This is a genomic window from Caballeronia concitans (assembly GCF_001544615.1).
In the GTDB taxonomy this organism is placed as follows: domain Bacteria; phylum Pseudomonadota; class Gammaproteobacteria; order Burkholderiales; family Burkholderiaceae; genus Caballeronia; species Caballeronia concitans.
On sequence record NZ_FCNV02000002.1, the window covers coordinates 216593 to 240482 of the forward strand.

General features: G+C 63.8%; 25 protein-coding genes and 1 pseudogene. 17 read left to right on the top strand and 9 right to left on the bottom strand.

What is annotated here, in order from left to right:
- Positions 1-46: 46 nt before the first annotated feature.
- Complete coding sequence (locus tag AWB72_RS07045; protein WP_084592802.1) at positions 47-700, top strand: nitroreductase family protein; 654 nt, start codon at positions 47-49, stop codon at positions 698-700.
- A 90-nt stretch (positions 701-790) separates the two neighbouring features.
- On the opposite strand, the pseudogene AWB72_RS07050 reads toward AWB72_RS07045, so the two are convergent.
- Positions 791-964: pseudogene (locus tag AWB72_RS07050) on the bottom strand (Hsp20/alpha crystallin family protein); the annotation flags it as partial.
- A 102-nt stretch (positions 965-1066) separates the two neighbouring features.
- Here AWB72_RS07050 and AWB72_RS07055 point away from each other — a divergent pair.
- On the top strand, positions 1067-1438 hold the full coding sequence (locus AWB72_RS07055) for a hypothetical protein (protein ID WP_143754590.1): 372 nt from the start codon (positions 1067-1069) through the stop codon (positions 1436-1438).
- A gap of 14 nt (positions 1439-1452) precedes the next feature.
- On the opposite strand, the gene AWB72_RS07060 is transcribed toward AWB72_RS07055, so the two are convergent.
- Positions 1453-1692 (bottom strand): hypothetical protein, encoded by a 240-nt coding sequence (locus AWB72_RS07060; protein ID WP_040049881.1) that lies wholly within the window; start codon positions 1690-1692, stop codon positions 1453-1455.
- Between the two features lie 229 nt (positions 1693-1921).
- On the opposite strand from AWB72_RS07060, the gene AWB72_RS07065 reads away from it, so the two are divergent.
- From AWB72_RS07065 to AWB72_RS07090, 6 genes are all read left to right on the top strand, one after another.
- Positions 1922-2419 carry a universal stress protein gene (locus AWB72_RS07065; RefSeq protein WP_040049880.1) on the top strand — a complete coding sequence of 166 codons (498 nt, stop codon included), beginning with the start codon at positions 1922-1924 and terminating at the stop codon, positions 2417-2419.
- A gap of 150 nt (positions 2420-2569) precedes the next feature.
- Complete coding sequence (locus AWB72_RS07070; protein WP_244285541.1) at positions 2570-3823, top strand: PAS domain-containing sensor histidine kinase; 1254 nt, start codon at positions 2570-2572, stop codon at positions 3821-3823.
- On the top strand, positions 3820-4473 hold the full coding sequence (locus tag AWB72_RS07075) for a response regulator (RefSeq protein ID WP_040049878.1): 654 nt from the start codon (positions 3820-3822) through the stop codon (positions 4471-4473). The genes AWB72_RS07070 and AWB72_RS07075 overlap by 4 nt, the downstream gene beginning before the upstream one ends.
- A 169-nt stretch (positions 4474-4642) precedes the next feature.
- Positions 4643-5431, top strand: a complete 789-nt coding sequence (fnr, locus tag AWB72_RS07080; protein ID WP_040049877.1) for a fumarate/nitrate reduction transcriptional regulator Fnr — start codon at positions 4643-4645, stop codon at positions 5429-5431.
- Between the two features lie 97 nt (positions 5432-5528).
- Positions 5529-5873, top strand: coding sequence for a c-type cytochrome (locus tag AWB72_RS07085; protein ID WP_342065421.1), 345 nt, complete (start codon positions 5529-5531; stop codon positions 5871-5873).
- Between the two features lie 21 nt (positions 5874-5894).
- On the top strand, positions 5895-6338 hold the full coding sequence (locus tag AWB72_RS07090; RefSeq protein ID WP_052449806.1) for a DUF3564 family protein: 444 nt from the start codon (positions 5895-5897) through the stop codon (positions 6336-6338).
- A 17-nt stretch (positions 6339-6355) separates the two neighbouring features.
- On the opposite strand, the gene AWB72_RS07095 is transcribed toward AWB72_RS07090, so the two are convergent.
- Complete coding sequence (locus AWB72_RS07095) at positions 6356-6622, bottom strand: hypothetical protein (RefSeq protein ID WP_040049875.1); 267 nt, start codon at positions 6620-6622, stop codon at positions 6356-6358.
- Positions 6623-6889: 267 nt separating this feature from the next.
- Here AWB72_RS07095 and AWB72_RS07100 point away from each other — a divergent pair, with 267 nt between their 5' ends.
- From AWB72_RS07100 to AWB72_RS07115, 4 genes are read left to right on the top strand one after another with little or no spacing between them, the layout of a single operon-like run.
- Positions 6890-8017, top strand: a complete 1128-nt coding sequence (locus AWB72_RS07100) for a sugar ABC transporter substrate-binding protein (RefSeq protein WP_087127979.1) — start codon at positions 6890-6892, stop codon at positions 8015-8017.
- A gap of 34 nt (positions 8018-8051) precedes the next feature.
- Positions 8052-9614: a sugar ABC transporter ATP-binding protein gene (locus tag AWB72_RS07105; protein ID WP_040049873.1), complete on the top strand. Its 1563-nt coding sequence runs from the start codon at positions 8052-8054 to the stop codon at positions 9612-9614.
- Positions 9611-10591, top strand: a complete 981-nt coding sequence (locus AWB72_RS07110) for an ABC transporter permease (RefSeq protein ID WP_040049872.1) — start codon at positions 9611-9613, stop codon at positions 10589-10591. Before AWB72_RS07105 ends, AWB72_RS07110 begins: the two co-directional genes overlap by 4 nt.
- Positions 10588-11574: an ABC transporter permease gene (locus AWB72_RS07115; RefSeq protein ID WP_040049871.1), complete on the top strand. Its 987-nt coding sequence runs from the start codon at positions 10588-10590 to the stop codon at positions 11572-11574. The genes AWB72_RS07110 and AWB72_RS07115 overlap by 4 nt, the downstream gene beginning before the upstream one ends.
- Before the next feature lie 34 nt (positions 11575-11608).
- Here AWB72_RS07115 and AWB72_RS07120 read toward each other — a convergent pair whose 3' ends face one another.
- From AWB72_RS07120 to AWB72_RS07140, 5 genes are read right to left on the bottom strand one after another with little or no spacing between them, the layout of a single operon-like run.
- Positions 11609-12460 (bottom strand): isocitrate lyase/PEP mutase family protein, encoded by an 852-nt coding sequence (locus AWB72_RS07120; protein WP_040049870.1) that lies wholly within the window; start codon positions 12458-12460, stop codon positions 11609-11611.
- On the bottom strand, positions 12447-12968 hold the full coding sequence (locus tag AWB72_RS07125; protein ID WP_040049869.1) for a LeuD/DmdB family oxidoreductase small subunit: 522 nt from the start codon (positions 12966-12968) through the stop codon (positions 12447-12449). Before AWB72_RS07125 ends, AWB72_RS07120 begins: the two co-directional genes overlap by 14 nt.
- On the bottom strand, positions 12965-14245 hold the full coding sequence (locus tag AWB72_RS07130; RefSeq protein ID WP_040049868.1) for a 3-isopropylmalate dehydratase large subunit: 1281 nt from the start codon (positions 14243-14245) through the stop codon (positions 12965-12967). Before AWB72_RS07130 ends, AWB72_RS07125 begins: the two co-directional genes overlap by 4 nt.
- 8 nt (positions 14246-14253) lie before the next feature.
- Complete coding sequence (locus AWB72_RS07135; protein WP_052449805.1) at positions 14254-15339, bottom strand: TauD/TfdA family dioxygenase; 1086 nt, start codon at positions 15337-15339, stop codon at positions 14254-14256.
- Between the two features lie 24 nt (positions 15340-15363).
- Positions 15364-16620 (bottom strand): CaiB/BaiF CoA transferase family protein, encoded by a 1257-nt coding sequence (locus AWB72_RS07140; protein WP_040049867.1) that lies wholly within the window; start codon positions 16618-16620, stop codon positions 15364-15366.
- A 192-nt stretch (positions 16621-16812) separates the two neighbouring features.
- Here AWB72_RS07140 and AWB72_RS07145 point away from each other — a divergent pair, with 192 nt between their 5' ends.
- On the top strand, positions 16813-17547 hold the full coding sequence (locus AWB72_RS07145; RefSeq protein ID WP_052449804.1) for an IclR family transcriptional regulator: 735 nt from the start codon (positions 16813-16815) through the stop codon (positions 17545-17547).
- 19 nt (positions 17548-17566) lie between these two features.
- On the opposite strand, the gene AWB72_RS07150 is transcribed toward AWB72_RS07145, so the two are convergent.
- On the bottom strand, positions 17567-18802 hold the full coding sequence (locus tag AWB72_RS07150) for an MFS transporter (RefSeq protein WP_040049866.1): 1236 nt from the start codon (positions 18800-18802) through the stop codon (positions 17567-17569).
- 559 nt (positions 18803-19361) lie between these two features.
- Here AWB72_RS07150 and AWB72_RS07155 point away from each other — a divergent pair.
- The 4 genes from AWB72_RS07155 to AWB72_RS07170 all read left to right on the top strand — a co-directional run bounded on the left by AWB72_RS07155 (position 19362) and on the right by AWB72_RS07170 (position 23852).
- Complete coding sequence (locus tag AWB72_RS07155; RefSeq protein ID WP_040049865.1) at positions 19362-19718, top strand: hypothetical protein; 357 nt, start codon at positions 19362-19364, stop codon at positions 19716-19718.
- 828 nt (positions 19719-20546) lie between these two features.
- A complete protein-coding gene (locus tag AWB72_RS07160; protein WP_040049864.1) occupies positions 20547-21695 on the top strand; it encodes a glutathione-independent formaldehyde dehydrogenase in 1149 nt (382 codons plus the stop codon).
- A gap of 211 nt (positions 21696-21906) precedes the next feature.
- Entirely contained in the window at positions 21907-22668 is a 762-nt protein-coding gene (locus tag AWB72_RS07165) for an SRPBCC family protein (protein ID WP_052449803.1), read from the top strand.
- A gap of 11 nt (positions 22669-22679) precedes the next feature.
- Positions 22680-23852 carry a zinc-dependent alcohol dehydrogenase gene (locus AWB72_RS07170; protein WP_040049863.1) on the top strand — a complete coding sequence of 391 codons (1173 nt, stop codon included), beginning with the start codon at positions 22680-22682 and terminating at the stop codon, positions 23850-23852.
- Positions 23853-23890: the final 38 nt, after the last annotated feature.

A 23890-nucleotide genomic window follows, 5' to 3' on the forward strand; every position in this document is an offset into this window, starting at 1 on the left:
TCGTTACCCGCTTATCCGGCGCGTGAGCGAACGCGGAAATACGGCCATGATCAAGCCATTGTTTCGAATCGGCGCGGTGCTGAACGCGCCGACACCGCGTGCCGTGGAAGCGGAGCCGCCCGCCGTCATCGCGTTTCCCGCGCCGCGACGCAGCGGCGGCATGCCGCTTCTCGACGCCCTCGCCGCGCGGCAAACCACCCGCAGCTTCTCGTCCGATGCGATCGACACCGGCCTGCTCGGCGACCTGCTATGGGCCGCTGACGGCATCAATCGCGATGTGGACGGCGGGCGCACGGCGCCATCGGCGCTCGGCGGATATGAGATCGACATCTATGTGCTGCTGGCTACGGGCTCGTATCGCTACGATCCGACCGCTCACCGGCTCGTACTCGTTGCGCCGTTCGACTTGCGAGCGACGACGGGCTACCAGGACTTTCTCGCGCATGCGCCGGTAGACCTCGTCTATGTCGCCGATCTGAACCGCATGCAGGACGTGCCGCCTCGCCAGCGCGAGAACTTCGCGTGCGCGAGCGCCGGTGCGATTCTGCAGAACGTCTATCTGTTCTGCGCATCCGCAGGGCTCGCCGCCGCCGCGTGCGGCTGGATGAACCGCACCGCGCTGGCCGTCAACCTGAAGCTGCCGGTGGGATCGAGCGCCATGCTCGCGCAGACCATCGGGTATTTCGCTCGGCACTCCTGATATGGTTAGATATCCCTATTATCTAGTGATATTCATGAACTCATCGGTTTGCTTGTATAAGAACACCGAATCTATGATCGGCAAACGCTTCTAATCGGCGGGCGCCTTTTTCGGCAGCGTGAGCGTCAGGATGCCGCCCTGATACTGTGCGCTGGCGGCGCCGTCGTCGATTTGGCTGCCGAACGAGAACGAGCGGCTCACTTCTCCCGTATAGCGTTCGCGGCGAATCACGCGCTCGCCGTCTTGCTCTTCCTTGTTGCGCTCGGGTAAGACGTTCGCGTCTGGCACGATTGACCTGCATCAAGCGAGGAGACAAACGGCGGGCGCACAGTGGGGCCCGATATCAGCCTATCCCGGAGACGCAGCATGACGGTACATAGCGCAACGCTTTCATCGCAATGCCTGGTGGCAGCCGCAGCGGTCGTGCTCACGACCTGCACGCCCTTATGCGCCGCGCAGAGTCGAACACCGGAGGAGCATCGTATCGTCGCGCCCGCGAGCACTGATCCTTTCGTGGCGAGACGCAATGCGAACGCTCAGGCGAACGCCGAGTATCGCGCTGCGAAGAAGGTCTCGAAGAGCGAGCGGCGCGCGAGCGTCAAGGAAGCGGACGCGCAGTACAAGGAAGAGGTCGGCAACGCGCGCGTCAATCGCAAGGCGGATCGTGACGCCGCGAACAAGGCGCTTAAGGCGAGCGAACTGGAGCGCACGAGTGCACCGCCTCATGTCTCTCATTGACGCGAGCCTCGCCTCTACACGCTGATGACCTTGTCGGACTTGAGATTGATCCACGCCATGCCTTCACGCAGGCCCTCGAGCACCGCTTCGCGCTCGCTTTCGAACTCACCCGCATGCTTGAAGCGATGCACGAATCGCCCGCCTTCCACATTCGGATGCTCGACGGCGACCGCGCATACGATGCCTTCCGAAGTTCGTTCGGCGTTGCATGTCACGGTCCAGTCCGCGCAATTCACTTGTCCCTTGATCGACATTGCTCTGCTCCTGTTCATCGTCGTACGCCGTGCCGCGACCATCGGCTAATTCAACCTTATGAATTCCCGCGCGCACCGTCTTGAGCCAAATCAAGGCATGGTTCGTTGCCGCTGCCTCGTGATCGTTTGACCTGAGTCAAGCGCGTTTCATGAGCCAATCCGTACACTCTTCCGCATACAACGATGCGTCCCGCCCCGATCCCACCCCTCTTCTTCTAATGAGTCCGCCATGTACAAACGCATCCTCGCGCCGATCGACGGCAGCATCACTTCCACGCACGCCTTCGAAGAGGCGCTCAAGATCGCGCGAGACAGCGACGCCATGCTTCAGCCGCTTTTCATCGTGGATCTTCAGCCCGTGACCTACACCGCAGCCGCGACCTTCTATCCCGACATGCGCGATGCATTGCTCGAAGAAGGCCGGCGCCTGACGAAGGAAGCCGCCGGGCGCATGGCGCGCGAAGGCGTGAAAGGCGAGCCGCGCATCGCCGAAGTGGAATTGACGGACGACGACATCGGAGAGCGCATTCTTCATTGCGCAGATGATTTCGGCGCGGATCTGGTCGTGATGGGAACGCACGGACGGCGCGGCTTTCAGCGCGTCCTGCTGGGCAGCGTCGCCGAGCGATTCATCCGGCTCGCGCGCTGTCCCGTCATGCTGGTGCCGGGCCGCGAAGCCGAAGCGCAGGCAAAGCAAGCGGAGGAAGCAGCGCACGTCGCGGAATGAACGACAACCTGCGTCCGAGAATTTGATCGCGTTTCCCTACTCTGCAGGGCGGCGATGCAAGGGCCATATGAGCAAGATCGAAGCGTCAATGAACCGTACGCCCGGTTGAAGCGCCATGCGTCCGCAAAAGCCGCACTCGCCGCAGCCGTCGTGTTTGCGGCCTGGTGGCTGGGCATCCAGCGCCTTCTTTCGGTTTGCGTTGTCGGGACGTTCGACGAGGTCTGGCTCTGGACGGCCGCCGTCGCATGCACGCTGCTCTTCGGATCGCTCGTGTTTCTCGTCGTGCGGCAACGCGCGACTCACGCCATCGCCGGAAGCGGAGCGCTGACGCATGCGCGCCTCGACGGCATCATCCGTTCGACGACGGAAGCCATCATCACGATCGATTCGGCCCAGCGCATCGTCCTCTTCAATCCGATGGCGGAGCAGGTCTTCCGTTGCCCCGCGAGCGATGCGATCGGCGCGCCGCTCGCGCGCTTCATTCCCGAGCGCTATCGCGCGGCGCATGAGCATCAGGTCCGGCAGTTCGGCACGACCGGCGTATCGGACCGGCAGATGGGCGCGCAGCGCGTGCTGTTCGGCCTGCGCGCCGACGGCGAAGAGTTTCCCATCGAAGCATCCATCTCGCAGACCGAAGACGACGACGGCAAGCTCTTCACCGTCGTCCTGCGCGATGTCACCGATCGCGTGAAAGCGGCAGCGCAGCTCGAACAGTCGCGTGAAGAACTGCGCGCGTTGTCGGTCAATCTTCAGCAACTGCGTGAGAACGAGAAAAGCCGCATTGCACGCGAACTGCACGACGATCTCGGCCAGACGCTGACCGCGCTCAAGATGGATGTCTTCGCGCTCGAAGCGGAACTCGCCGCGCGTAAGGCTCATGATGCGCATATCGCCGATCGCCTGAAGCGCATGCTCGGCCTCATCGACCGCAATATCGCATCGCTGCGGCGCATCGCGGCGCATCAGCGGCCCGTCATGCTCGACGATCTCGGACTGAACGCCGCCATCGACTGGCTCGTGGACGACTTCGTGCAACGCTATGGCATCGAGGTGACGCACACGCTCGATACCGGCGACATCGTGTTCAACGCGCACGCAGCCACGACGGTTTTCCGTATCATCGAGGAAGCGCTCATGAATGTCGCCCGCCATGCGCACGCCAGCCGCGTCGAGTTGATGCTCGAAGCCAAGGAACGCGATTGCGTGCTGCGCGTGAGCGACGATGGCGTCGGCACGCGTACGCTGCCTGCGCCGAACGGAAAATGCTTCGGCCTGATCGACGTGCGCGAGCGTGCGAATGCACTGGGCGGCCGCGTGTGCGTCGATTCGATGCCCGGCAACGGCTTCGTCCTGACCGTGGTCCTGCCCCGCGAAGCGGTGCACGAAAAGGAATCGCAACCATGACGACGAAAGTGCTGATCGCGGACGACCACACGCTCGTACGCGACGGACTGCGCCACATTCTCGCCAACGCAAGCAGCTTCGAGGTGGCGGGCGAAGCGAGCGATGGTCCGAGCACGCTCGCCCTCGTGCGCTCGACGCCGGCTCACGTCCTCGTGCTCGATCTCTCGATGCCGGGCCGCAGCGGCCTCGAACTGCTCAAGCAGATCAAGGACGAGATTCCCGCGCTTCGCATCCTCGTGCTGACCATGCATGCGGAACAGCAATACGCCGCGCGCGCGTTCAAGGCGGGCGCATCGGGCTATCTCACGAAGGAAAGCGCCAGTGCGGAACTGGTCTCCGCCGTCACGAAGGTCGCGGCGGGCGGCGCATACGTGAGCCTCGCAATGGCCGAACGCTTCGCGCAAAGCCTGACGGAACCGGCGGACGCGTTGCCGCATCAGCGCCTGTCGGATCGCGAGCATGAGGTGTTTCGCCGGCTGTGCGCGGGGGAGTCGATCAACCAGATCGGCGAGGCGCTGTGCGTGAGCGCGAAGACCATCAGCACTTACAAGGCGCGCATTCTCGAAAAGATGCAGATGCCGCATGAAGCGGCGCTCGTGCGCTACGCCGTCAAGCATCATCTTTTCGACGACGAGAACGACGACGTCTGAATGTCGTCCGTCAGGATTTCCCTACACGCCTGCCGAAACGCCTACGGAAGTTTCCGCCATCGCCGATTCATTTCGGGATTTGCTCAGCCGATAATCGAACGCATGGATTCATCGGCCGCGCCGGAAGTATCACGGTGCGCGCGAACCAACGTTCGACAGGAGGCGCAGCATGTTTCCCGTAAGCGAAGCCAGACCCATCGCCCGCAAGAACGAGGTGCCCGCCCCGCGACGCGCGTTTCAGATCGCGGACAAGTCATCGAAGAGCGCAACGCGCCAGGGCATGCGCTGCTCGACCTGCTCGATGCAGCGTGTGTGCATGCCGAGCGCCCTCTCCCCCGACGAATGCGAACGGCTCGACGCGATCATCTGCGCGACGCGTATCGTCCGGCGCGGCGAGACGCTCTATCGCTCCGGCGATGCATTTCAGAGCGTCTATGCCGTGCGCAGCGGCTGTTTCAAGACCGTCGTCGTGCATCGCGACGGCGACGAGCAGGTCACGGGCTTTCATCTCGCGGGCGATGCGCTCGGACTCGACGGCGTGAGTTCCGACAGCCACACGTGCGATGCGATCGCGCTCGAAGACAGCGTCGTCTGCATCATTCCGTTCGATCTGCTCGAACTGCTTTGCCGCGAAGTCAAGGCGATCCAGCATCACGTTCATCGCCTGATGAGCAGCGAGATCGTGCGTGAATCCAATCTCATGATGCTGCTCGGCACGATGTCGGCGGAACAGCGCGTCGCCGCGTTCCTGCTCAATATCTCGGCGCGCATGAAGGCGCGCGGCTATTCGCCCGCGCAGTTCGTGCTGCGCATGACGCGCGAAGAGATCGGCAGCTATCTCGGCCTCAAGCTCGAAACCGTGAGCCGCATGTTCTCGAAGCTGCAAAAGGCGGGCGTGGTCGATGCGCGCGGCAAGGAAGTGCGGATACTGAATCAGGCGAGCCTCGAAAGCGTTTGAAGCGCGCTTGCGCGCTGATATGCCCCGTTGATGCAGATCAACGGGCATCGCGGCTGCGGATCGCATCATCGGTGCGTGCCTTCATTCATTGCGCGCCATGTCTCTCGCTCATTCTCGTCGTCTTGCACGCACGGCGCTCCTCGCCGGTCTCATGCTGTGCGCATCGCACGCGGTGGCGCAGTCCGAGCCGAGCGCGCTGATCGACCAGCAACACTGCATGTTCTGCCATACCAACGACGCCCCGTTACTCGCGCCGTCGTTCCAGCAGATCGCCAGCCGCTATCGCGACGATCCGCAAGCGCAAGCCATGCTGGAGCACAAGCTGCGCGCGGGCGGCCGCGCACACTGGGGCGACATGGCCATGCCGATGCCCGCCGAACGCGGCGGCGCGCTTTCGCCGGAAGATGCGCATGTGCTCGTCGAATGGGTGTTGCGTCATTAGTCATAGCGAGCGGAATCCATCATGCGCATCACCATCAAGCTCGACGCTTTCGATCGCGTGTCCGATGCGGCTTACGCGGTGATATGGCTCGACACTTCTTGTGGCCGATGGTCACGCGAAGGACATGATCGCATCGAGCTTCCTGCATGGGGAACGTGGCAGTCCGCGACGGACGGCACGCTGCTTGTCGATCCCGCCACGCACGCGCCCCTCTTTCTGTTTCGCGGTATGGGGCTCGATGCGGCGGAAGACTCACGCAACGTGATCGATTCAAAGAAGGCAGAACATGGCCGCGTCGAGCACTTCAGCATCGGTCCGGATGGCGCGGCGCTCACGAAGGACTCCGGGCATTGGCACGTCCAATGTGTCGATCGCGAGGCGACCATCGCCGAACACGAGATATTCTCGGATGAACCGGACGCGCCTCATGAACACGAGGAACCCGGTCGCGATGCCGAAACGTAACGTGGGCACATCGAAGGTCATGCGGAAGGAACGTGCCGCTGCTTGAGCAGGCGCATGGCGTTGTCGAACGCACGATGAATCGCGACGCACACGTCCGGGTCCGAACCGCGCTCCACCGGTATCAGATCGAACGCTCGCGTGATGAGATCGAGCCGCGCATCGTAGCGCCGCGCGCCCGACGGGTCACGATACGCTTCGACAGTCAGATGGCTGTTGGCGGATCGATTCCTGTGCGATGCAGCATCCGTCCCGCGCAGATCGATCTGAACTAACCGAGGTTTCATCCCTCACGCGGCAAGCATCGGGCACGCTGGTAAACCACTATCGCGCGTGGTTGGGTATGCCAGTACTGTCAGACGCGAACGCGCACGCGCGTACCCTTCCTCGCGCCTCGCGCGGGCACTTTTGAACAGGTTCTTCCGCTAGTCCGATCCAGTCCCGCTTTTAGCAAGTCCGCAAGATTTCGTGCTTCTCGCACATCGTGCCGCCCGTTCACGACGTGCCATGTGCGCCAGCAGCCGGTGAGTTCGATCCAACAAAAAGGAGACGCCATGCTTGCAGGAATCCAGGTGCTTCGAGTGGCGGTGACTGCGGCGCTGGCGCTAGGCGCAAGTGCGGCCTTCGCACAGGCGTCGATCGTTTCGGGCCCGGCCAGCGACCCCACATGCATGGTCCCGTGGAAGAACGACACCAAGTTCATCAAGTATCCGAAGAAAAACGCGCCCTACCGGATCGCGCTCGTGAACGGCTATATCGCGAACACCTGGCGCATCCAGATGATCAAGACCGCCAAGGCGTATACCGCGCAACCGGCAGTCGCCGCCAAGCTGAAGGAATTCAAGGTCGTCTCGACGGGCGAGGACGTGCCGGCGCAGATCTCGGCCGTCAACAACTTTATCGATGCGGGCTATGACGCGATCATCGTGGATGCGCAGAACCCTTCCTCGTTCGGCCCGGCGATCCGCCGCGCGAAGAAAGCCGGCGTCGTGCTGATCGCGTTCGACAATACGCTCGACAGCGAAGACGCGATCAACGTCGATGTCGACCAGTACGGGCTCGGCGTGCTGTGGGCCAAGTGGCTCGCGGAGCACGTGCCGAACGGCGGCAAGGTGCTCGAGGTTCGCGGCGTGGCGGGCACGTCGGTCGACACGGACCGGCACAACGGCTTCACGAAAACGCTCGACGATACCGGTAAAAAGTGGAACATCGTCCAGGTCTACGGCAAGTGGGACGACGGCGTCGCGCAGAAAGCCGCCGCCGACGCCATCGCGGTGCAGGGCCATTTCGACGGCATCTCGGCGCAGGGCGGCGACACGGGTGTCGTGCGCGCGATGCTCGACGCGAAGCATCCCTTCGTGCCGTTCGGCGGCGAGACGGAAAACGGCTTCCGCAAATTCTGCGCGCAGTATGGAAGCCAGGGCCTGAAGTGCACGTCGGCGGGAAGCGGTCCCGCGCAGGTGGCCGTCGCGATCAAGACAGCGCTCGCCGCGCTGGACGGCCAGACCATTCCAGTCGCGATCAAGCTGCCGCTCGACATCACGGACGATTCGAAGCTGAAAGCCGGCGTCAACTACTTCCCGAACGAGTCCGACAACTTCTTCGTCGGCAACTCGTTTCCGACTTGCGGCATCAACTTCTCGGCGCAGGAAATCATGAAGCAGAGCCAGGGCAACCAGTAACCGGATCATGGCGGGTGAAGACGGGAGACGAAGCATGCGGCGGGACGCAGAGCGGCCGTTCTTTCAGATGTCCGGGATATCGAAAAGCTATGGCGGCGCCGTCGCGCTGGATCACGCGGAACTCGCGGTGCGCAGGGGACGCATCCACGCGGTCCTCGGCGAGAACGGCGCGGGCAAGTCCACGCTCCTGAAGGTGATGTCCGGCGTCGTGCAGCCGGACCAGGGCACGATGCATCTCGATGGCCGCGAAGTCTCGTTCGCGTCGCCCGCCGTGGCCAACGCGGCCGGCATCGTCTGCGTGTATCAGGAGTTGTCGCTGATCCCCGACTTGAGCGTGGCGGACAACATCTTCGCGTCGAATCCGCCGCGCCGCTTCGTCATGATCGACCGCCGGGCGCAGCGCCGGCAGGCCGAAGCCGCCCTTGCCCGCGCGGGCGCACCCGACATCGATCCGCTCGCGAAAGTCCGCGACCTGCCGCTGTCGCGCCAGCAAATGGTCGAGCTGGCGAAGGGGCTCGCGCACGAGCCGCGCATCCTCATTCTCGATGAAGCCACGTCGGCGCTGACCGCCGCCGACGTGGCGCGCGTGATCGAAGTGCTCAAGCGCCTGCGCGACGAAGGGCTCGCGCTGCTCTTCATCTCGCACCGGATGCACGAGGTAAAAGCGCTCGCGGACGAATGCACCGTCTACCGTAACGGCCGTCATGTGATGAGCTTCGAGGCGGGCACGCGCTCCGACAACGAGGTCGTCGAGATGATGATAGGGCGGAAGTATCAGCACGTTTTCCCCGACAAACCGGAAGGCAAAATCGAGAGCAGCGCCGCCTCGAAACCCGTGCTCGCCTGCCGCGATCTCGCGTGGAACGACACGCTTCGGGGCGTCAGCTTTTCGTTGAGGCGCGGCGAAATCCTGGGGCTGGGCGGCCTCGACGGACAAGGCCAGCGCGAACTGCTGCTCGCGTTGTTCGGCGTGCTGCGCGGTTGCGCGGGTCAGATCGAGATCGATGGCAAGGCGGTGTCCGTCGCGAGTCCCAGGGCGGCGCGCGCCGACCGGATCGGCATGGCGCTGATTCCGGAGGATCGCAAGACCGAAGGGCTGATGCTGCCGATGTCGCTGCGCGAGAACCTGTCGTTTGCCGCGCTCGATCGCATGTCCACGGCGGGCGTGATCGACCGCGGCCGCCAGCAGTCGTTCGTCGACCGGATGATGAGCCTGCTCGCGATCAAGTCGTTCAGCCTCGATGCGGCCGTGGACTCGCTATCGGGCGGCAACCAGCAGAAGGTGGTCATCGCGAAATGGCTGATCCGGCAGCCGAGAATCCTGCTTCTCTGCGACCCGACGCGCGGCATCGACGTCGGCACCAAGCAGGAGATCTATCAGTTGCTCAGGCGCCTCGCCGACGAAGGCGCCGCGATCGTCTTCTATTCGACCGACTACGATGAGCTGATCGGCTGCTGCGACCGCGTGCTCGTGCTCTATGAAGGCAGGATCAAGAAGGAACTCGCGGGACCTGCCATCACCGAGCAAAGCCTCATTGCCAGTGCGCTGGACCTGCCGGTCGGTCAAAGTTCGGCTTCACGAGGAGTCGTGTCATGAGCGGCTTGCGTTACTGGTATGCGGAGAATCGCGGGTCGGCGTTTGCCTTCGGCCTGTTCGTGCTGATGTTCGCGATCTACCTCATCAACTATCCCTCGAACCTGTCGGCGAACGTCTTTCAGACGGCGGCGAACAAGGCCGTGTTGCTCGCGCTGGTGTCGATGGGCCAGACGCTCGTCGTGCTGACCTCGGGAATCGACCTCTCGATCGGCATGATGCTCGTGCTCACGAACTGCATTGCATCTTGGATCGTCACGGGCGACGCGCTGCACAGCGCGCTCGGCATCGCCGGCGTGCTCGCGGCGGGCGCGCTGTGCGGCGCGCTCAACGGCGTCATCATCATCTTCGGCCGTCTGCAGCCGATCGTGACGACGATCGCCACGGGCGCCGTCTACTACGGCCTCGCGCTGCTGCTGCGCCCGGTCCCCGGCGGATCGATCAACGAGGATCTCGCCGACGCACTGACCGGCAAAGTCGCGGGCATCGTGCCTGCGAGCCTGCTGATTCTGCTCGCGGCCGTGGTGATCGTCTGGGTTCCGTTCAAGCGTTCGGCGGTCGGGCGCGCGGCTTACGCGACCGGCTCCTCCGAGCCTGCGGCCTTTCTGTCCGGCATGCCCATCCGCCGTGCGAAACTGGTGAGCTACACGCTCGCCGGACTGCTCGCCGCGATCGGCGGCCTCTTTCTGACCTTCTTCACGGACACCGGCGAAGCCAGCCTCGGCAGCGCCAATTCGTACACCTTGTTTTCGATCGCCGCCGTGGTGATCGGCGGCGTGTCGCTGCTGGGCGGCCGGGGCAGCGCGATCGGCGCGGTCTTCGGCGCATTCGCGTTCCGCTCTATCGGCGACCTGCTGTTCGTCTTCAACGTCGATGCGCTGTGGCAGCCGCTGTTTCAGGGCATCATCCTTCTGCTTGCGGTTTCGATCGGCGCGTGCGGGCTGTTCAGGGTGCGCAACCGGCTGGAGTGGTTTCAATGAGCGACGTGTCCGCAAACGGCCGGACGACGTTCGTGTCCCGGCTCGCGCGCAGAATCGACAAGCCGATCCTGATCGCGTTCGGCTGCATCGTCGCGCTGCTGCTTGTCGGCGGCATGTTCTCGCGCAACTTCACGTCGCCGGAGTACATCCTGCTGCAGCTGAAGGTCGGCGCGTTCCTCGGCATCATCGCGACCGGCCTGATGATGGTGATCCTGCTCGGCCATATCGACTTGTCGCTCCCGTGGACGATCACGGTCGGCGCGATGATGGCGTGCGCCGTCGCGGGGCACGGCGAACTCGGACGCGTGCTCGCGATTCCGGCCGGAATCGGCTGCGGCGTGCTGATCGGCATCTTCAACGGCGTGCTCGTGGCGCTGCTGCGCATTCCGTCGATGATCGCAACGCTCGCGACCAATGCAGTCGCGCAGGGCATCATGATCGTGTACACGGGGGGATCGTCGCCGCAGGATTCCGCGCCGGACGTGATGCGATGGCTCGCGGCCGGATGGCTCGTGCCGGGCGTGCCGAACGCGGTCGCGCTATGGATCGTCATCGGCGCCGCCACGATGTTCCTGCTGTCGCGCACGACCTTCGGCCGGACGCTGTACGCCATCGGCAACACGGAACGCGCGGCCTATCTGTCCGGCATCAACACGAGGCTGGTGACGGTGGCCGCATTCGCCGTGTGCAGCGCGTTCGCGGCCTTCGGCGGCGTGCTGCTGGCGGGTTACGCATCGAAGGCCGCGCAGTCGATGGGCGACGCCTACCTGTTGCCGGCCATCGCGGCGGTCGTGCTCGGCGGCACGTCGATTCTGGGTGGCCGGGGATCGTACCTCGGCACCGTGGCCGGCGCGATCCTCATCACGCTTTTGCAGTCGATCCTGTCGGTCGCGCAAATGCCGGAGGCGGGACGCCAGATCATCTACGGCGTGGTGATCGCGGCGATGCTGTTGCTGTACGGGCGCAGCAAGCGGCAGGCGTAGGAAGCGGAGTCAATCGCTCGCCGCTGCGCTGACATCACTCGTAGCGTCGCGCTTCGTCCATCAGTTGCGGCGTGCCGATGATCGCGTTGATCTCGTCGAAATCGGCCATGCGCGCTTTCCAGGGTGCGGTCGTGCCGTGCTCGCGCAAGCTGTTGTAGAAGCCTTGCAGCGTATGCGCAACCGCGCGCGCCGCGCCGCCCGGGAAGATCACGATGCGAAAGCCCCGCGCCGACAGCGCCTCGGCGCTCTGAACCGGCGTCTTGCCGCCTTCGACCATATTGGCGAGCAACGGCACGCGCGAGGCGAAACGCGCGCACGCGACATCCATCTGCTCGGCGGAGCGCAGCGCTTCGATGAACAGCGCATCGACGCCCGTTTCCAGATAACGTTCGGCGCGATCGAGCGCGGCGTCGAGACCTTCCACCGCGAGCGCATCCGTACGGGCCAGAATGAGCGTCTCGCGGCGCTCACGCGCATCGAGCGCGGCGCGCAGCTTGCCGCACATCTCCGCGACCGGGATCACGCTCTTGCCGTCCAGATGACCGCAGCGCTTCGGGAAGGTCTGGTCTTCCAGCTGGATCATCGCCGCGCCCGCGCGTTCGAAGCCGCGCACGGTGCGTTTGACGTTCAGCGCATTGCCGAAGCCCGTATCGGCATCGACGATGACCGGCAGCGTCACGCGCTCCGTGATGCGCGCGAGCGTATCCGCGACTTCGGTGAACGTGGTCAGGCCGACATCGGAGCGGCCCAGCTTCGTATAGGCGATCGAAGCGCCCGACAGATACAGCGCGTCGAACCCGGCCTGCTCGGCGATGAGCGCGGAAAGCGCATCGTAGACGCCGGGCGCGAGCACGGTCTTGCGCGCGAGTTGTTCAGCGAGTGTCATGAGAGGACGGCTCCTTGACGCTGTAGCGCTGCTGCAGCAGCTTGAAAAGCCCGCCTGCTTCGGCCATGTCGAGCAGGAATGCAGGCAAAGGATCGCAGACGAGCGTGACGCCGCTCGCGCGCGTGATCCGCCCGCGCAGCGGATCGATGGCGATGCGCTCGCCCTCTTCCATCGTTTCGGCCTGTGCACACGTGAGCAGCACGAGCCCCACGTTGAACGCGTTGCGGAAAAACAGGCCGCTGAACGCGGGCGCGATCACCGCGCGCACGCCGAGTTGCACGAGCGCGGCGGGCGCCTGCTCGCGCGAAGAGCCGATACCGAAGTTCGGCCCGGCAACGATGACATCGCCGGGATTCACGTTCGCGGCGAAGTCCGGGCGCTGCCGTTGCAGGCAATGCCGCGCGATTTCGTCGATGCCGAATTTCATGTACGCGCCGGGCGCCAGCGCATCCGTATCGATATCCGCGCCGACGCGCCACACGCGATGCGTTTCCGTGCTCGCGTTCATGCGATCACCTCGCGCGGATCGGTGATGCGCCCGCGCAATGCGGACGCGGCCACCGTGAACGGCGAGCCGAGATAGACCTGCGCCGTTTCCGCGCCCATGCGGCCCTGGAAGTTGCGCGCGGTGCTGGAAATCACGGTGCTGCCTTCCGGAATCTGTCCGCCGTAGCCGGAGCACGCACCGCACGACGTGGCGAGCACTTGCGCGCCGGCGTCTTCGAAAATCGACATGACGCCTTCGCGGCGTGCGACTTCGCGGTCGCGCACGCTCGCGGGCGCGACGACCAGCTGCACGCCTTGCGCCACGCGCCGATGCTTAAGCACGCTGGCCGCCGCGCGCAGATCGTCGAGCTTCGCGCCCGTGCATGCGCCGATGTACGCCACCTGCACGGCGACGTCGCCGAAGGTATCGGCCGCGCGCGTGTTCGCGGGACTGTGCGGCGCGGCCACTTGCGGCGCGAGGGCGGCGGCATCGAAGTCCTCGGTTTCGGCTGGCGCATCGGCATCGCTTCGCCAGTGCGCGATGTCGAATTCGTCGGTCACGCCTGCTGCGCGCAGATAGTCGAGCGTCACCGCATCCGGCGCGATCAGCCCCGTCTGCGCGCCCATCTCCGCGCTCATGTTCGAGAGCGTCATGCGCTCCTGCATCGACAATGCCGCGACGGCTTCACCGCAGAACTCGACCGCCTGATAGCGCCCGCCGTTCATGCCGAAGCGGCCGATCATGTGCAGCATCATGTCCTTTGCCGTGACGCCGCGCGCGAGCCGCCCGCGCCACCGCATGCGCAGCGTCTCGGGCACCTTCACCCAGATCTGCCCCGATACCGCGACGCCCAGCATCTCCGTGCTGCCGATGCCGAACATGTATGCGCCGAACGCGCCGCCCGTCGGCGAATGCGAATCGCCGCCGACGCAGAACATGCCCGGCCGCACGTGTCCGTGCTCGGGCAGCACGACATGGCAGATGCCGACGCTGTCGTACACGTTGGGCAAGCGCTGCGCCGCCGCCCAGTCGCGCGCGATGCGCACGATGCGGCGCGATTCGTCATCGGCTTCGGGCACGTAGTGATCGATCACGAGCACGATCTTCGACGCGTCCCAAAGCGGCGCACCGAGCGCTTCGAGCATCGGCTTCAGGCGGCGCGGGCCGCTCGAATCGTGGAACATCGCGAGATCGACATCGCAGGTGACGATCTCGCCCACCGCGACCTCGGCACGCCCGCACGCCTTCGCGATGAGCTTTTGCGCGAGCGTCTGAGGCTTGGGCACGGACGTGTCCATGATCGCGCTCAATCGACCATCTGCGCGACCTGCCCTGCTTCGAGCAGCAGGCGGTCGTGCGTGGACGGCAGCTCCGCGAACGGGCGGCGGTATTGCGCCCACATGCGCAAGTCCTCGGGCTTATGGAACACCTGCGCGTCCGGCATAGCGGGCCAGTCGGACACCGTGAGCCAAAGGCGCAGCAGATGACGGCGCTCGTGGAGCGGCTCGGCATCGACGTAATCGGTGCGGCCGTGCACGAGCACGCGATTGTTCAGGAACTGGATGTCGCCGTCGCGAAAGCCCATGTCGAGATAAAACTCGGGCGATGCCGCGATCTTGCGCACCGTATAGAGCGCCTCGGATTCGAGCTCGCTGAACGGGACCTGCCCGCTCTTCTCGGCCAGACGCGCGTAGCCCGTCGGCAGGTAGCAGATCACTTCGCCCGCGCTGTCGGTGAAGAACGGCACCTTGTGCTCGCTGAACGTGCGCGTCGCGCGGCGGCCGTCTTCGTCGGTGCGCTTGCACCAGAGGCCTTCGCGCAGCGCTTCGAGCAGATCCGGGCGCGTGCGCAGCAATTCGTTATGCACGGCGAGCGCGCTGGAGATGCGGCTTTCGCCGCCGGAGATCGCGGTGCGCAGGCACATCAGGCCGATGATGTCGCACGAATCCGTGTGCATCAGTTGACCGCCGCCTTTGCGATAGCCGCGCGATTTCGGCTCGTAGTCGCTCACGTTGACCACGTGGCCGAGCACGTCGCCGAGATACGACTGCGTCACCGGCTTGCTGATGTACGAGCCCAGGCCGAAGTAGATGCGCGTCATGTCGTCGTCGGAGTAGCGCTCGCGCGGCAGGCCGCGCAACATCAGGAAGCCGCGTCCGTTGCGCAGGAACGCGGGCAGCGCGCGCATGAAGCGGCCCATCGTGTCGAGCGGAAATGTCTCCGGGCTGATGTCCGGAAAGTCGATGTCGCCGAGCGAATGCAGATGCGCGAGCGCGGCGTCGATCTCGGCGATCTCGGCTTCGCTCAGGACGTGCAGGCCTTCGCGCGTCCAGTCGAGTTCGGGGCCTTTCCAGGCGGCGGGGGATTCAATCGGTTGTCCTACGCGATTCATCTCATGCTCCTTGATGGAAATGGTTCATGCGCGCGCGGCATGTGCGGCTTCATGCGCGGCATCGTGAACGGGGACGACCACGGCGCCGCAGCCGATGAGTTCGTCGAGCGCGCATTCGCCGATGAGCGGCGCGAGGACCTCGCGCGAATGCTCGCCCTTTTTCGGCGCGGGACGCGTGAAGCCGCCCGGCGTCGCGGAAAGACGCGCGACCACGTTATGCACGGCAAGATGGCCGAGCTCGTCGTCTTCGATTTCGACGAGCGCTTCGCGGCCCGTGACGTAGGCATCGTCGGCAAGATCGCTCGCGTCGAGCACGGGACCCGCCGTGATGTCGGCGCGTTCGAAGAAAGCAAGGTTCTCCGCGAGCGTGCGCGCACGAATGAAGCCGCCGACCACCTGATCGACTTCCTCCACATGCTTGAGACGCGCGCTGTTGGTCGCGTAGCGCGGATCGGTGTTCATGTCGTCGCGGCCGATCGCGGCGAGAAGGCGCTGCGCCATGCTCTGCGTCGACGTCGAAATGCAAAGCCACTTGCGGTCCGCGGTTTCATACGTGTTGCGCGGACACGTGGTGCTCGAGCGGCTGCCGGTGCGCGGCTTCACGTCGCCCGTGAGCTGGAAGTTCGCGACCTGCGGGCCGAGAATCGAGATCATCGGATCGAACAGCGACAGGTCGATCACCTGCCCGTTGCCGCCGTTCACGCGCGTTTCCCAGAGCGCGACCATCGCGGCATGCGCGCCGTAGAGGCCCGCGGTCATGTCGCCGAGAAACATCGGCGGCAAGACGGGCTCGCGATCGCCGAATCCGTTCATCGCGGCGAAGCCCGAATAGCCCTCGACCAGCGTGCCGAAACCCGGACGCTCGCGATAAGGCCCCGTCTGCCCCCAGCCCGACACGCGCACGATGACGAGCTTCGGATTGGCCGCGTGCAGCGCCTGCGGTGAAAGCCCCATCTTTTCGAGCGTGCCGGGCCTGAAGCTTTCGACGAGCAGGTCGGCATCCCGCGCGAGGCTCGCGATCAGCTTCGCGCCCGCCTCGTGATGAAAGTCGATGCACACGCTGCGCTTGTTGCGCGCATACGCTTTCCAGAACACCTCCGCGCCCCGCGTGCGAAAGGCGCGCAACGTGTCGCCTTTCAAGGGTTCGACCTTGACGACATCCGCGCCGAAATCCGCGAGCTGCAAGGTCAGCATGTTGCCCGCGACGAGACGCGACAGGTCCACTACCTTCACGCCGCGTAGCGGCCCGATGTGTGATGCGTCGAAGGCTTTGCGATGCATGTTCAGATCCTCCCGGCTGCGCGGTCGTTGCTTGCCGAAAACGTCGGCGTGATTTCATTATCTTTGAAAATAGACATCATGTCTATTCTTTCCCTTCGCGATGAGAAGGCTGCCGCTCTTGCGGGCCGCATGCCTTACGCGGCAAGATACGCGGCAACGCTCGGACAACGGCGCAATCAACCGGAAACAGCAATGGCAACCGAAGAACCCGGCGTCGCGGCAGTCAACCGCGCGCTCTCGATCCTCAAGGCGTTCGAGGACAGCATCGACGGCATGACGCTCACCGACCTCACCAACGCAACAGGCCTCTACCACAGCACGATCCTGCGTCTGTGCGAATCGCTCGAGCACTTCGGTTATCTCAAGCGTCTGGAAGACGGCCGCTACATGCTCGGGCCGATGCTGTTTCATCTCGGCATGATTTATCAAAGCTCGTTCCGTCTGCGCGACTACGCGTTGCCGGTGCTGCGCACCCTCGTCAAGGAAACGGGCGAGACCGCCGCGGTCTACGTGCGCGAGGGCGACGAGCGTCTCTGTCTCTATCGCGTGGAATGGCAGCGCTCGGTGCGCATGCATGTGCGCGAAGGCGAACGTCTGACGCTCGAAGCCGGCGCGGCGGGTCACGTGCTGCGCGCGTTTTCCGAGGGCGCGGTCAAGGGGCATCTGAAAAAGGTGCGCGAAAACGGCTATTGCGTGTCGCTCGGCGAGCGCGAACCGGAAAGCGCCGCGATCGCCGTGCCGGTGTTCCGCACGGGACAGGAACTCGTCTGCGCCATTTCCCTCGGCGTGCCGCGCTACCGCTTCGATCGCAAGTCCTTCGACATCTATCTGCCGAAGGTGATGGAAGCGGGCGCGGCGCTCACGCAGGCACTGGGCGGCGACGTGTCGATTTTCCAGCCGCCCTACGCGCATTTCAGCGGCGTTTGAGCGGGTCCCCGGACGCGCGTCAGACGTTCTGCTGAATCGCGGGACGCGCGCCGTCCGCTTCCTGCTCGGTGCCGTTCACGCGCGATTGCAGCGCCGCGAAGCAGCCCGCGCCGATCACGAGCGCCGAAATCATGAACAGGAAGCCGTTGTTGTACGAGCCGCTCGCCTTGACGAGATAACCCACGCCGAGCGGCGCGAGCAGCCCGCCGATCTGCCCGCCCGTATTGATGACGCCCGCGAACACGCCGCGCGCGCCCTGCGGCGCCAGTTGGGCGACAAGGCCCGCATACGGCGAGAGGCAGCCGTACAGCAGAAACGCCGCCGCCGACAGGCCGATCACGCATGCGACGATGTTCTCGGCGGTGTACGCGAGATAGAGCGCGAGGCCGGTGCAGACATAGCCCACCGCGACCAGCGTCGGCCGTCTGCGATGCAGCATTCCGCTGCCGAGCCAGCCGAACACGACGATGCCGAGAAAGCCGAACAGATAAGGCACCGACGCCGCGACGCCCAGCGCTTTCAGATCGATATGGCGCTGATTGGCGAGATAGGACGGAATCCAGCCGAGAAAGCCCCAGTAGCCGACGCTGAACGTCATATAGCCGAAGAACAGCAGCCAAGTGCTCTTGCGCCCCGCGAACAGACGCCATTGCTCCGCGCGGCTTGCCTGGTCGTGCGTGGCGCGTTCCTTCGCTTCGATCGCCTTGCCCGGAATGATGAAGAAGATCAGCAGCGCGACGATCACGCCCGGAATCGCGAAGACATAGAACACGTTGCGCCAGTCGCCGTGCATCAGCAGGCTCGTGACGACGGGCGCGACGACCGCCGGACCGATCGCGAGCGCGGAGAGCCAGACGGCATGCGCCTTCGCCGCGTCCTTGTGGCTGAAGTTGTCGGCGACGGCCTTGTAGACGGCCGCGTTGCACGACCCTTCGGCCAGGCCGAAGCAGAAGCGCGCCGCGATGAGCACGGCCATCGAGGTCGCGAGTCCCGTCATGCCGGTGAAAATCGAAAACAAAACCGGCGCCACGACCAGCAGCGCCTTGGTGCCGAACCGGTCCGCGAAGAAGCCGCCGGGCAACTGCATCAACGCATAGCCGAGGGCGAACGCGGCGAGCAGGAAGCCGAACTGCGCGGCATCTAGGTGCAGGGCTTTCATCATCGTCGGACCGGCGACGGAAATACTCACCCGATCCAGATAGTTGACGAATTGTAGAAGCCACGTCAGCACCAGCAACTGGTATCTCAAACTCATTCCTGTCTCCTTCGCCTTGCGCGAATGTCCTGCGGCTCGAATAATAGAAACTATGTCTATTTTCGATAACGTAACGGACCGGCGCGGCCTGCACAAGAAAAGGAAGATCGGGGATTTCCCGTAGCGAGGTGAACCGAACGGAAGTGAAAGCTATATGCATCGGCGCTGCGGGCAGCGTGTTCGATGCGGGGCGTCGGGTCCGCGCGGCTTCGAGCGGATCATCGCTTAGAGGTGGCTGTAAGCCTCGTTAGAGACCGTCGGCACGTCGTTCACCGTGGGTATGGATAGCGTCACGCGGCCGTTCTTCCACCGTTGAGGCGCAGCACTGGATCTGTCCGTTTAAGCGAACGCTGAATATTTGTAAAAAATGTTAAAGCTCTATCTAGACAAAATCTCGGCCACTAACATCAGACCATGCGAGCGAAAAGCGGCTGACCATTAAAAACTTCACCGGATCGGCTTGCTGCTTCGCGGGCGTGCGTGTGGGCGGCGGAGGTCGTCCGAAACCATCGAGACCGGTGACTATGAGCGCCAGTCCGTGCCTACCTGAGAGATTGCGATGATCATCTACAACGGTCGAGCGGCATCGGAACCGGACGTCACGCGCGCGCGAGACGAATTGTTTGCGACGTCCACGATTCTCGAAGAGCCCACTGAAGGCGACGAATCGCATCGACCGACTGTACGGCGTCTCAAAGTCACTGGGCTCAGCGCTATCGAAAAAGCGATCGAGAAATGCGAGGAGCAGATCGAATTGCAAACCGATCGGCTCATGCGACAAACAAAGGCCGGAATCGACCCGACTCACTCCCGAAAACTGCTGTTTTTTTATCACTCCAGCCTGATTGCATTAGAGCGATCAAGGCAAGCCCTGCAGAAGCAACAGAACTTACGTGCGCAATTTCGGGCACGCTGAAGCTCCCGCGCGGCAGAGTATCCTCGTGCACTCTTGCAGCCCGACCCAGATTGTTGTGCCGTGGAAGTAGCTCACCGTCGACGAGGAATTGACGATCGCCACGTCAAGTGTCTTCGCCGAACATTGGCGCCGGACACGCAACGCACGAACGTCCCTGTTTAGCGGTGCATCCTCCGGAGCGTTGCTTGTGCCATGCCTTGTCCGCGGCGAGGGGTGATTCAAGCATGCCGCCTCTCGAGAGTTTTGCAAAATCTTCAGCCGCTGGAAGTTATTCCCCGGCGAATTCGATACTCGCGATAAATCGCTCACCGATTAGTACATGAGCGAGAGCGCGGCAAGACGATATCGAGCGAGCACAAGACGCCGAACGCGCAGCCTGCAGACACTCAAATCAGTATTTCTACCCGCCAGTCTTCGCTTCCAGGTACGTCGATTACCGCGTTATCCCCACACACGAAGCGAACGTGCAGTCAACAATGCACAAACATCTTTAGCCAACAATTTAAACAGGCAGCGGGCACGTGGATGGCTGAAGATTCATCGTGCATGCACCGGTAATCAATAAGCGAACAGATTCTCGCCATTAACTTAGGAATACGATATATCTGCCGATGACTGCCCGTTGGTGCTCGGCCGCTCTTCGATTTGCCGACCCGGAAGTGAAAGGTGCAAACCCAACAAGACGAGACGTTAGCGTCGGAAAGGAAGTGCTCAACAATCGGGAGACCAGCCGTCCCACAGGTACGTCTGTGGGTTTGCCGACGCCGTCAGCCGCCGAGCGGCTTATGCGGTAGCGGCTTTTTGCAGTCGCCTTCCCAGGAGAAAGAAATGAAAGCGGTTGTATATCGTGGTCCTCGCCAGGTCGCCATAGAAGATGTCCCGGACCCCAAGATCGAGCGCCCAACCGACGCCATCGTCAAAATCACCAGCACCAACATTTGCGGGTCCGACCTGCACATGTACGAAGGCCGAACCGACTTCGAGCAAGGGCGCATCTTCGGTCACGAAAATCTGGGCGTGGTTCAGGAAGTAGGACCAGCGGTAGAGCGGATCAAGCCCGGTGACTGGGTGTGCCTTCCATTCAACGTAAGCTGCGGCCACTGCGCAAACTGCGAGCGCGGACTCACCGCGTTTTGCCTGAGCGCGAACCAGCCGGGAATCGCGGGCGGTGCCTTCGGCTTTGCGGACATGGGCCCGTGGGCGGGCGGACAGGCCGAATATCTCCGAGTGCCTTGGGCGGACTTCATGTCGTTGAAGCTGCCTCCGGACGCACAGGAGAAGCAGACTGACTACGTGATGTGCGCCGACATCTTTCCGACCGGTTGGCACGCCACCGAACTGGCCGGCATGCGGCCCGGCGACGCGGTGGTGATTTATGGTTCGGGACCGGTGGGCCTGATGGCCGCGCACTCGGCCATGATCAAGGGAGCCCGCAGCGTCATGGTGGTCGACTGCCATCCCGACCGGCTCAAGCTTGCAGAGTCGATCGGCGCGATCGCGATCGATTATTCGAAGGAAGACCCGGTGCAGCGCGTCATGGATCTGACACGCGGGATGGGCGCGGACGTGGGTTGTGAATGTGTCGGCTACCAGTGCCACGATCCGGCTCCGCATCGCCACGAGAACCCCAATCTGACGATGAACAATCTGGTGGCATCGGTCAAGTTCACCGGCGGGATCGGCGTGGTCGGCGTGTTCGTTCCGGAGGACCCGGGCGCGCAGGACGAACTGGCGAAGCAAGGGAAGATTGCGTTCGATTGGGGCAAGTGCTGGTTCAAAGGCCAGCACATCGCCACCGGCCAGTGCAACGTCAAGGCATACAACCGGCAATTGCGCGATCTGATCGATGCCGGCCGCGCGAAACCGTCGTTCATCGTTTCGCATGAGTTGAAACTCGCCGATGCGCCCGACGCCTATCAACACTTCGACGTGCGCGAACACGGCTGGACCAAGGTGGTCTTGCACCCCGGAGGCTAGCGAAGCGACACGATCGTAGCCGCAACAGGGCTCTTGCGAATCATTCATCGAAATCCCCGTGGGAACGCGAACCGACCAACCGGCCCCGGGCGGTGCAGTTCCGCGACTCATGGGGACGCGGGAAACGGGCGAACGTGTCACGAACCTTTCTCAACGATCTCGCTGCACGGACCCTCCCGCGGAGCGGATCGTCACTACGGAAGCATTCATCATGGCAAGCAGCATCCTCGATATGCAAACGGGCGGACAATTGCGGCGCGGCCGCCTCTCGTCGGGCACCTCGGCCGGTGAAGCCATGCAAGGTTTGAACTGGGTCCCCGTCGCGCTCAGCGCGGCCTTCATTGTGTCGGCGCTCGCCGGCCGGAAGACGGGTGCAATGGCTCTCGCTCTCACTGCTTGCGCCGGGATAGCCGTGGCGAGTGCGGGGTGCGGCGGGCCGCTTCATCGGGGCATGGGGAACAGCAAGCGGAAGAACGGGATCACTGGCGCCAAGCCAGAGGTGGAGCGCTCGATCACGATCGGCAAGACCGCGGACGAGCTTCGTCAACTTTGGCTCGCCCCCCGGACGCTCCAGCAAGTCATGGCAGGCTTCGCGACGTTGCACGCGACCGGCGACGGACGCATGCGCTGGGAGGTACGGGCGCCGCTTGGTCGCGCGTACGAATGGGAGTCCGAGATCATCGACAGGCCCGGCAGTCGCATCGGCTGGCGCTCGCTTCCTGACGCCGCCATTCCGAACGAGGGGTCCGTGCGTTTCGACCCTGCTCCTAACGACCGCGGCACCGTGGCCACGCTGCACGTCAGGTTTGACCCGCCGGGCGGCACCGTCGGGGGTGAGTTGCTCGAACTCTTAGGGAACACGCCGCTGAACCTCGTGGCCGACCGAGCGCTGCGGCGCTTCAAAAGTCTCGCCGAAACAGGTGAGATCCCGACCACTGATCGGCAGCCCGCTGCCCGCCAAAACGAGCGCTAAGGAGAGTGAGCATGCGAGCACTGTACTGGAACGGCGTAAATGACCTGCGCGTCGGGACTGTAAAAGACCCGGAGATCATCAACCCTCACGACGCTATCCTGCGCGTGAGTCTGTCAACGACGTGCGGCTCCGATCTGCATTTCATCGATGGCTACATCCCGACAATGAAGTCCGGCGATGTGATCGGCCACGAGTTCATGGGCGTGATCGAGGATATCGGGCCTGAGGTGAAGCGCCTCGCGAAGGGCGACCGCGTCGTGGTACCTTCATTCATCGTGTGCGGGCAATGCTGGTATTGCCAGCATTCTCTTTACTCGCTGTGCGACAACACGCACCCCAAGCCCGAACTACAGGCGCCGCTTCTAGGCGGACACACGACGGCCGGCATCTACGGCTACACCCACGCCTTCGGCGGCTATGCGGGCGCCCACGCGCAATACGTGCGGATACCGTTTGCCGACAACGACTGCTTCAAGGTCCCTGACGGAGTCGCGGACGAGACGGCGCTGTTCCTTTCGGATGCGGCGCCGACCGGCTACATGGGCGCCGATTTCTGCAACATCCAGCCGGGTGACACGGTCGCGGTCTGGGGCTGCGGCGGCGTCGGGCTGATGGCGCAGCAAAGCGCGCGTCTGATGGGTGCGGAGCGGGTGATCGCCATCGACCGTTTTCCCGAGCGGCTGCGAATGGCGCGCGAGCACGCCGGCTCTGAAACGATCGACTACACCGAGGTCGACAGCGTATTGGATACGCTCATGGAGATGACGGGCGGGCGCGGCCCTGACTCTTGCATCGACGCCGTAGGGATGGAGGCGCATGGCACCGGCCCGCAGTATGCCTATGATCGGGTCAAGCAGGCCTTGCGTCTCGAGACAGACCGCGGCCAGGCGCTGCGTGAGGCTGTAATGGCCTGCCGCAAGGGTGGCACGCTGTCCGTACTCGGCGTCTACGGGCTGATCGACAAGTTCCCGATGGGCGCCATCATGAACAAGGGCATGACGGTGCGCAGTGCCCAACAGCACGGGCAAGCCTATATGGATCGTCTGCTTTCGCACGCACAGAAGGGCGAGCTGAATCCTGCTTACCTCGCCACGCACCGCTTCTCGCTGGAGGAAGCGCCACGCGGATACGACATGTTCAAGCATAAGACCGACGGCTGCGTGCGTGCTGTGTTCGCGCCGTGAGAGTCGCCGTCCATCGCGAGTGCTTCATGCCGAGGAAA

What these genes read in the sequence shown, in the direction of transcription:
- AWB72_RS07045 (WP_084592802.1), top strand. Translation starts at nt 47, where the DNA reads ATGATCAAGCCATTGTTTCGAATCGGCGCGGTGCTGAACGCGCCGACA.
- AWB72_RS07055 (WP_143754590.1), top strand. Translation starts at nt 1,067, where the DNA reads ATGACGGTACATAGCGCAACGCTTTCATCGCAATGCCTGGTGGCAGCC.
- AWB72_RS07060 (WP_040049881.1), bottom strand. Translation starts at nt 1,692, where the DNA reads ATGTCGATCAAGGGACAAGTGAATTGCGCGGACTGGACCGTGACATGC.
- AWB72_RS07065 (WP_040049880.1), top strand. Translation starts at nt 1,922, where the DNA reads ATGTACAAACGCATCCTCGCGCCGATCGACGGCAGCATCACTTCCACG.
- AWB72_RS07075 (WP_040049878.1), top strand. Translation starts at nt 3,820, where the DNA reads ATGACGACGAAAGTGCTGATCGCGGACGACCACACGCTCGTACGCGAC.
- fnr (WP_040049877.1), top strand. Translation starts at nt 4,643, where the DNA reads ATGTTTCCCGTAAGCGAAGCCAGACCCATCGCCCGCAAGAACGAGGTG.
- AWB72_RS07085 (WP_342065421.1), top strand. Translation starts at nt 5,529, where the DNA reads ATGTCTCTCGCTCATTCTCGTCGTCTTGCACGCACGGCGCTCCTCGCC.
- AWB72_RS07090 (WP_052449806.1), top strand. Translation starts at nt 5,895, where the DNA reads ATGCGCATCACCATCAAGCTCGACGCTTTCGATCGCGTGTCCGATGCG.
- AWB72_RS07095 (WP_040049875.1), bottom strand. Translation starts at nt 6,622, where the DNA reads ATGAAACCTCGGTTAGTTCAGATCGATCTGCGCGGGACGGATGCTGCA.
- AWB72_RS07100 (WP_087127979.1), top strand. Translation starts at nt 6,890, where the DNA reads ATGCTTGCAGGAATCCAGGTGCTTCGAGTGGCGGTGACTGCGGCGCTG.
- AWB72_RS07105 (WP_040049873.1), top strand. Translation starts at nt 8,052, where the DNA reads ATGCGGCGGGACGCAGAGCGGCCGTTCTTTCAGATGTCCGGGATATCG.
- AWB72_RS07110 (WP_040049872.1), top strand. Translation starts at nt 9,611, where the DNA reads ATGAGCGGCTTGCGTTACTGGTATGCGGAGAATCGCGGGTCGGCGTTT.
- AWB72_RS07115 (WP_040049871.1), top strand. Translation starts at nt 10,588, where the DNA reads ATGAGCGACGTGTCCGCAAACGGCCGGACGACGTTCGTGTCCCGGCTC.
- AWB72_RS07120 (WP_040049870.1), bottom strand. Translation starts at nt 12,460, where the DNA reads ATGACACTCGCTGAACAACTCGCGCGCAAGACCGTGCTCGCGCCCGGC.
- AWB72_RS07125 (WP_040049869.1), bottom strand. Translation starts at nt 12,968, where the DNA reads ATGAACGCGAGCACGGAAACGCATCGCGTGTGGCGCGTCGGCGCGGAT.
- AWB72_RS07130 (WP_040049868.1), bottom strand. Translation starts at nt 14,245, where the DNA reads ATGGACACGTCCGTGCCCAAGCCTCAGACGCTCGCGCAAAAGCTCATC.
- AWB72_RS07135 (WP_052449805.1), bottom strand. Translation starts at nt 15,339, where the DNA reads ATGAATCGCGTAGGACAACCGATTGAATCCCCCGCCGCCTGGAAAGGC.
- AWB72_RS07140 (WP_040049867.1), bottom strand. Translation starts at nt 16,620, where the DNA reads ATGCATCGCAAAGCCTTCGACGCATCACACATCGGGCCGCTACGCGGC.
- AWB72_RS07145 (WP_052449804.1), top strand. Translation starts at nt 16,813, where the DNA reads ATGGCAACCGAAGAACCCGGCGTCGCGGCAGTCAACCGCGCGCTCTCG.
- AWB72_RS07150 (WP_040049866.1), bottom strand. Translation starts at nt 18,802, where the DNA reads ATGAGTTTGAGATACCAGTTGCTGGTGCTGACGTGGCTTCTACAATTC.
- AWB72_RS07155 (WP_040049865.1), top strand. Translation starts at nt 19,362, where the DNA reads ATGATCATCTACAACGGTCGAGCGGCATCGGAACCGGACGTCACGCGC.
- AWB72_RS07160 (WP_040049864.1), top strand. Translation starts at nt 20,547, where the DNA reads ATGAAAGCGGTTGTATATCGTGGTCCTCGCCAGGTCGCCATAGAAGAT.
- AWB72_RS07165 (WP_052449803.1), top strand. Translation starts at nt 21,907, where the DNA reads ATGGCAAGCAGCATCCTCGATATGCAAACGGGCGGACAATTGCGGCGC.
- AWB72_RS07170 (WP_040049863.1), top strand. Translation starts at nt 22,680, where the DNA reads ATGCGAGCACTGTACTGGAACGGCGTAAATGACCTGCGCGTCGGGACT.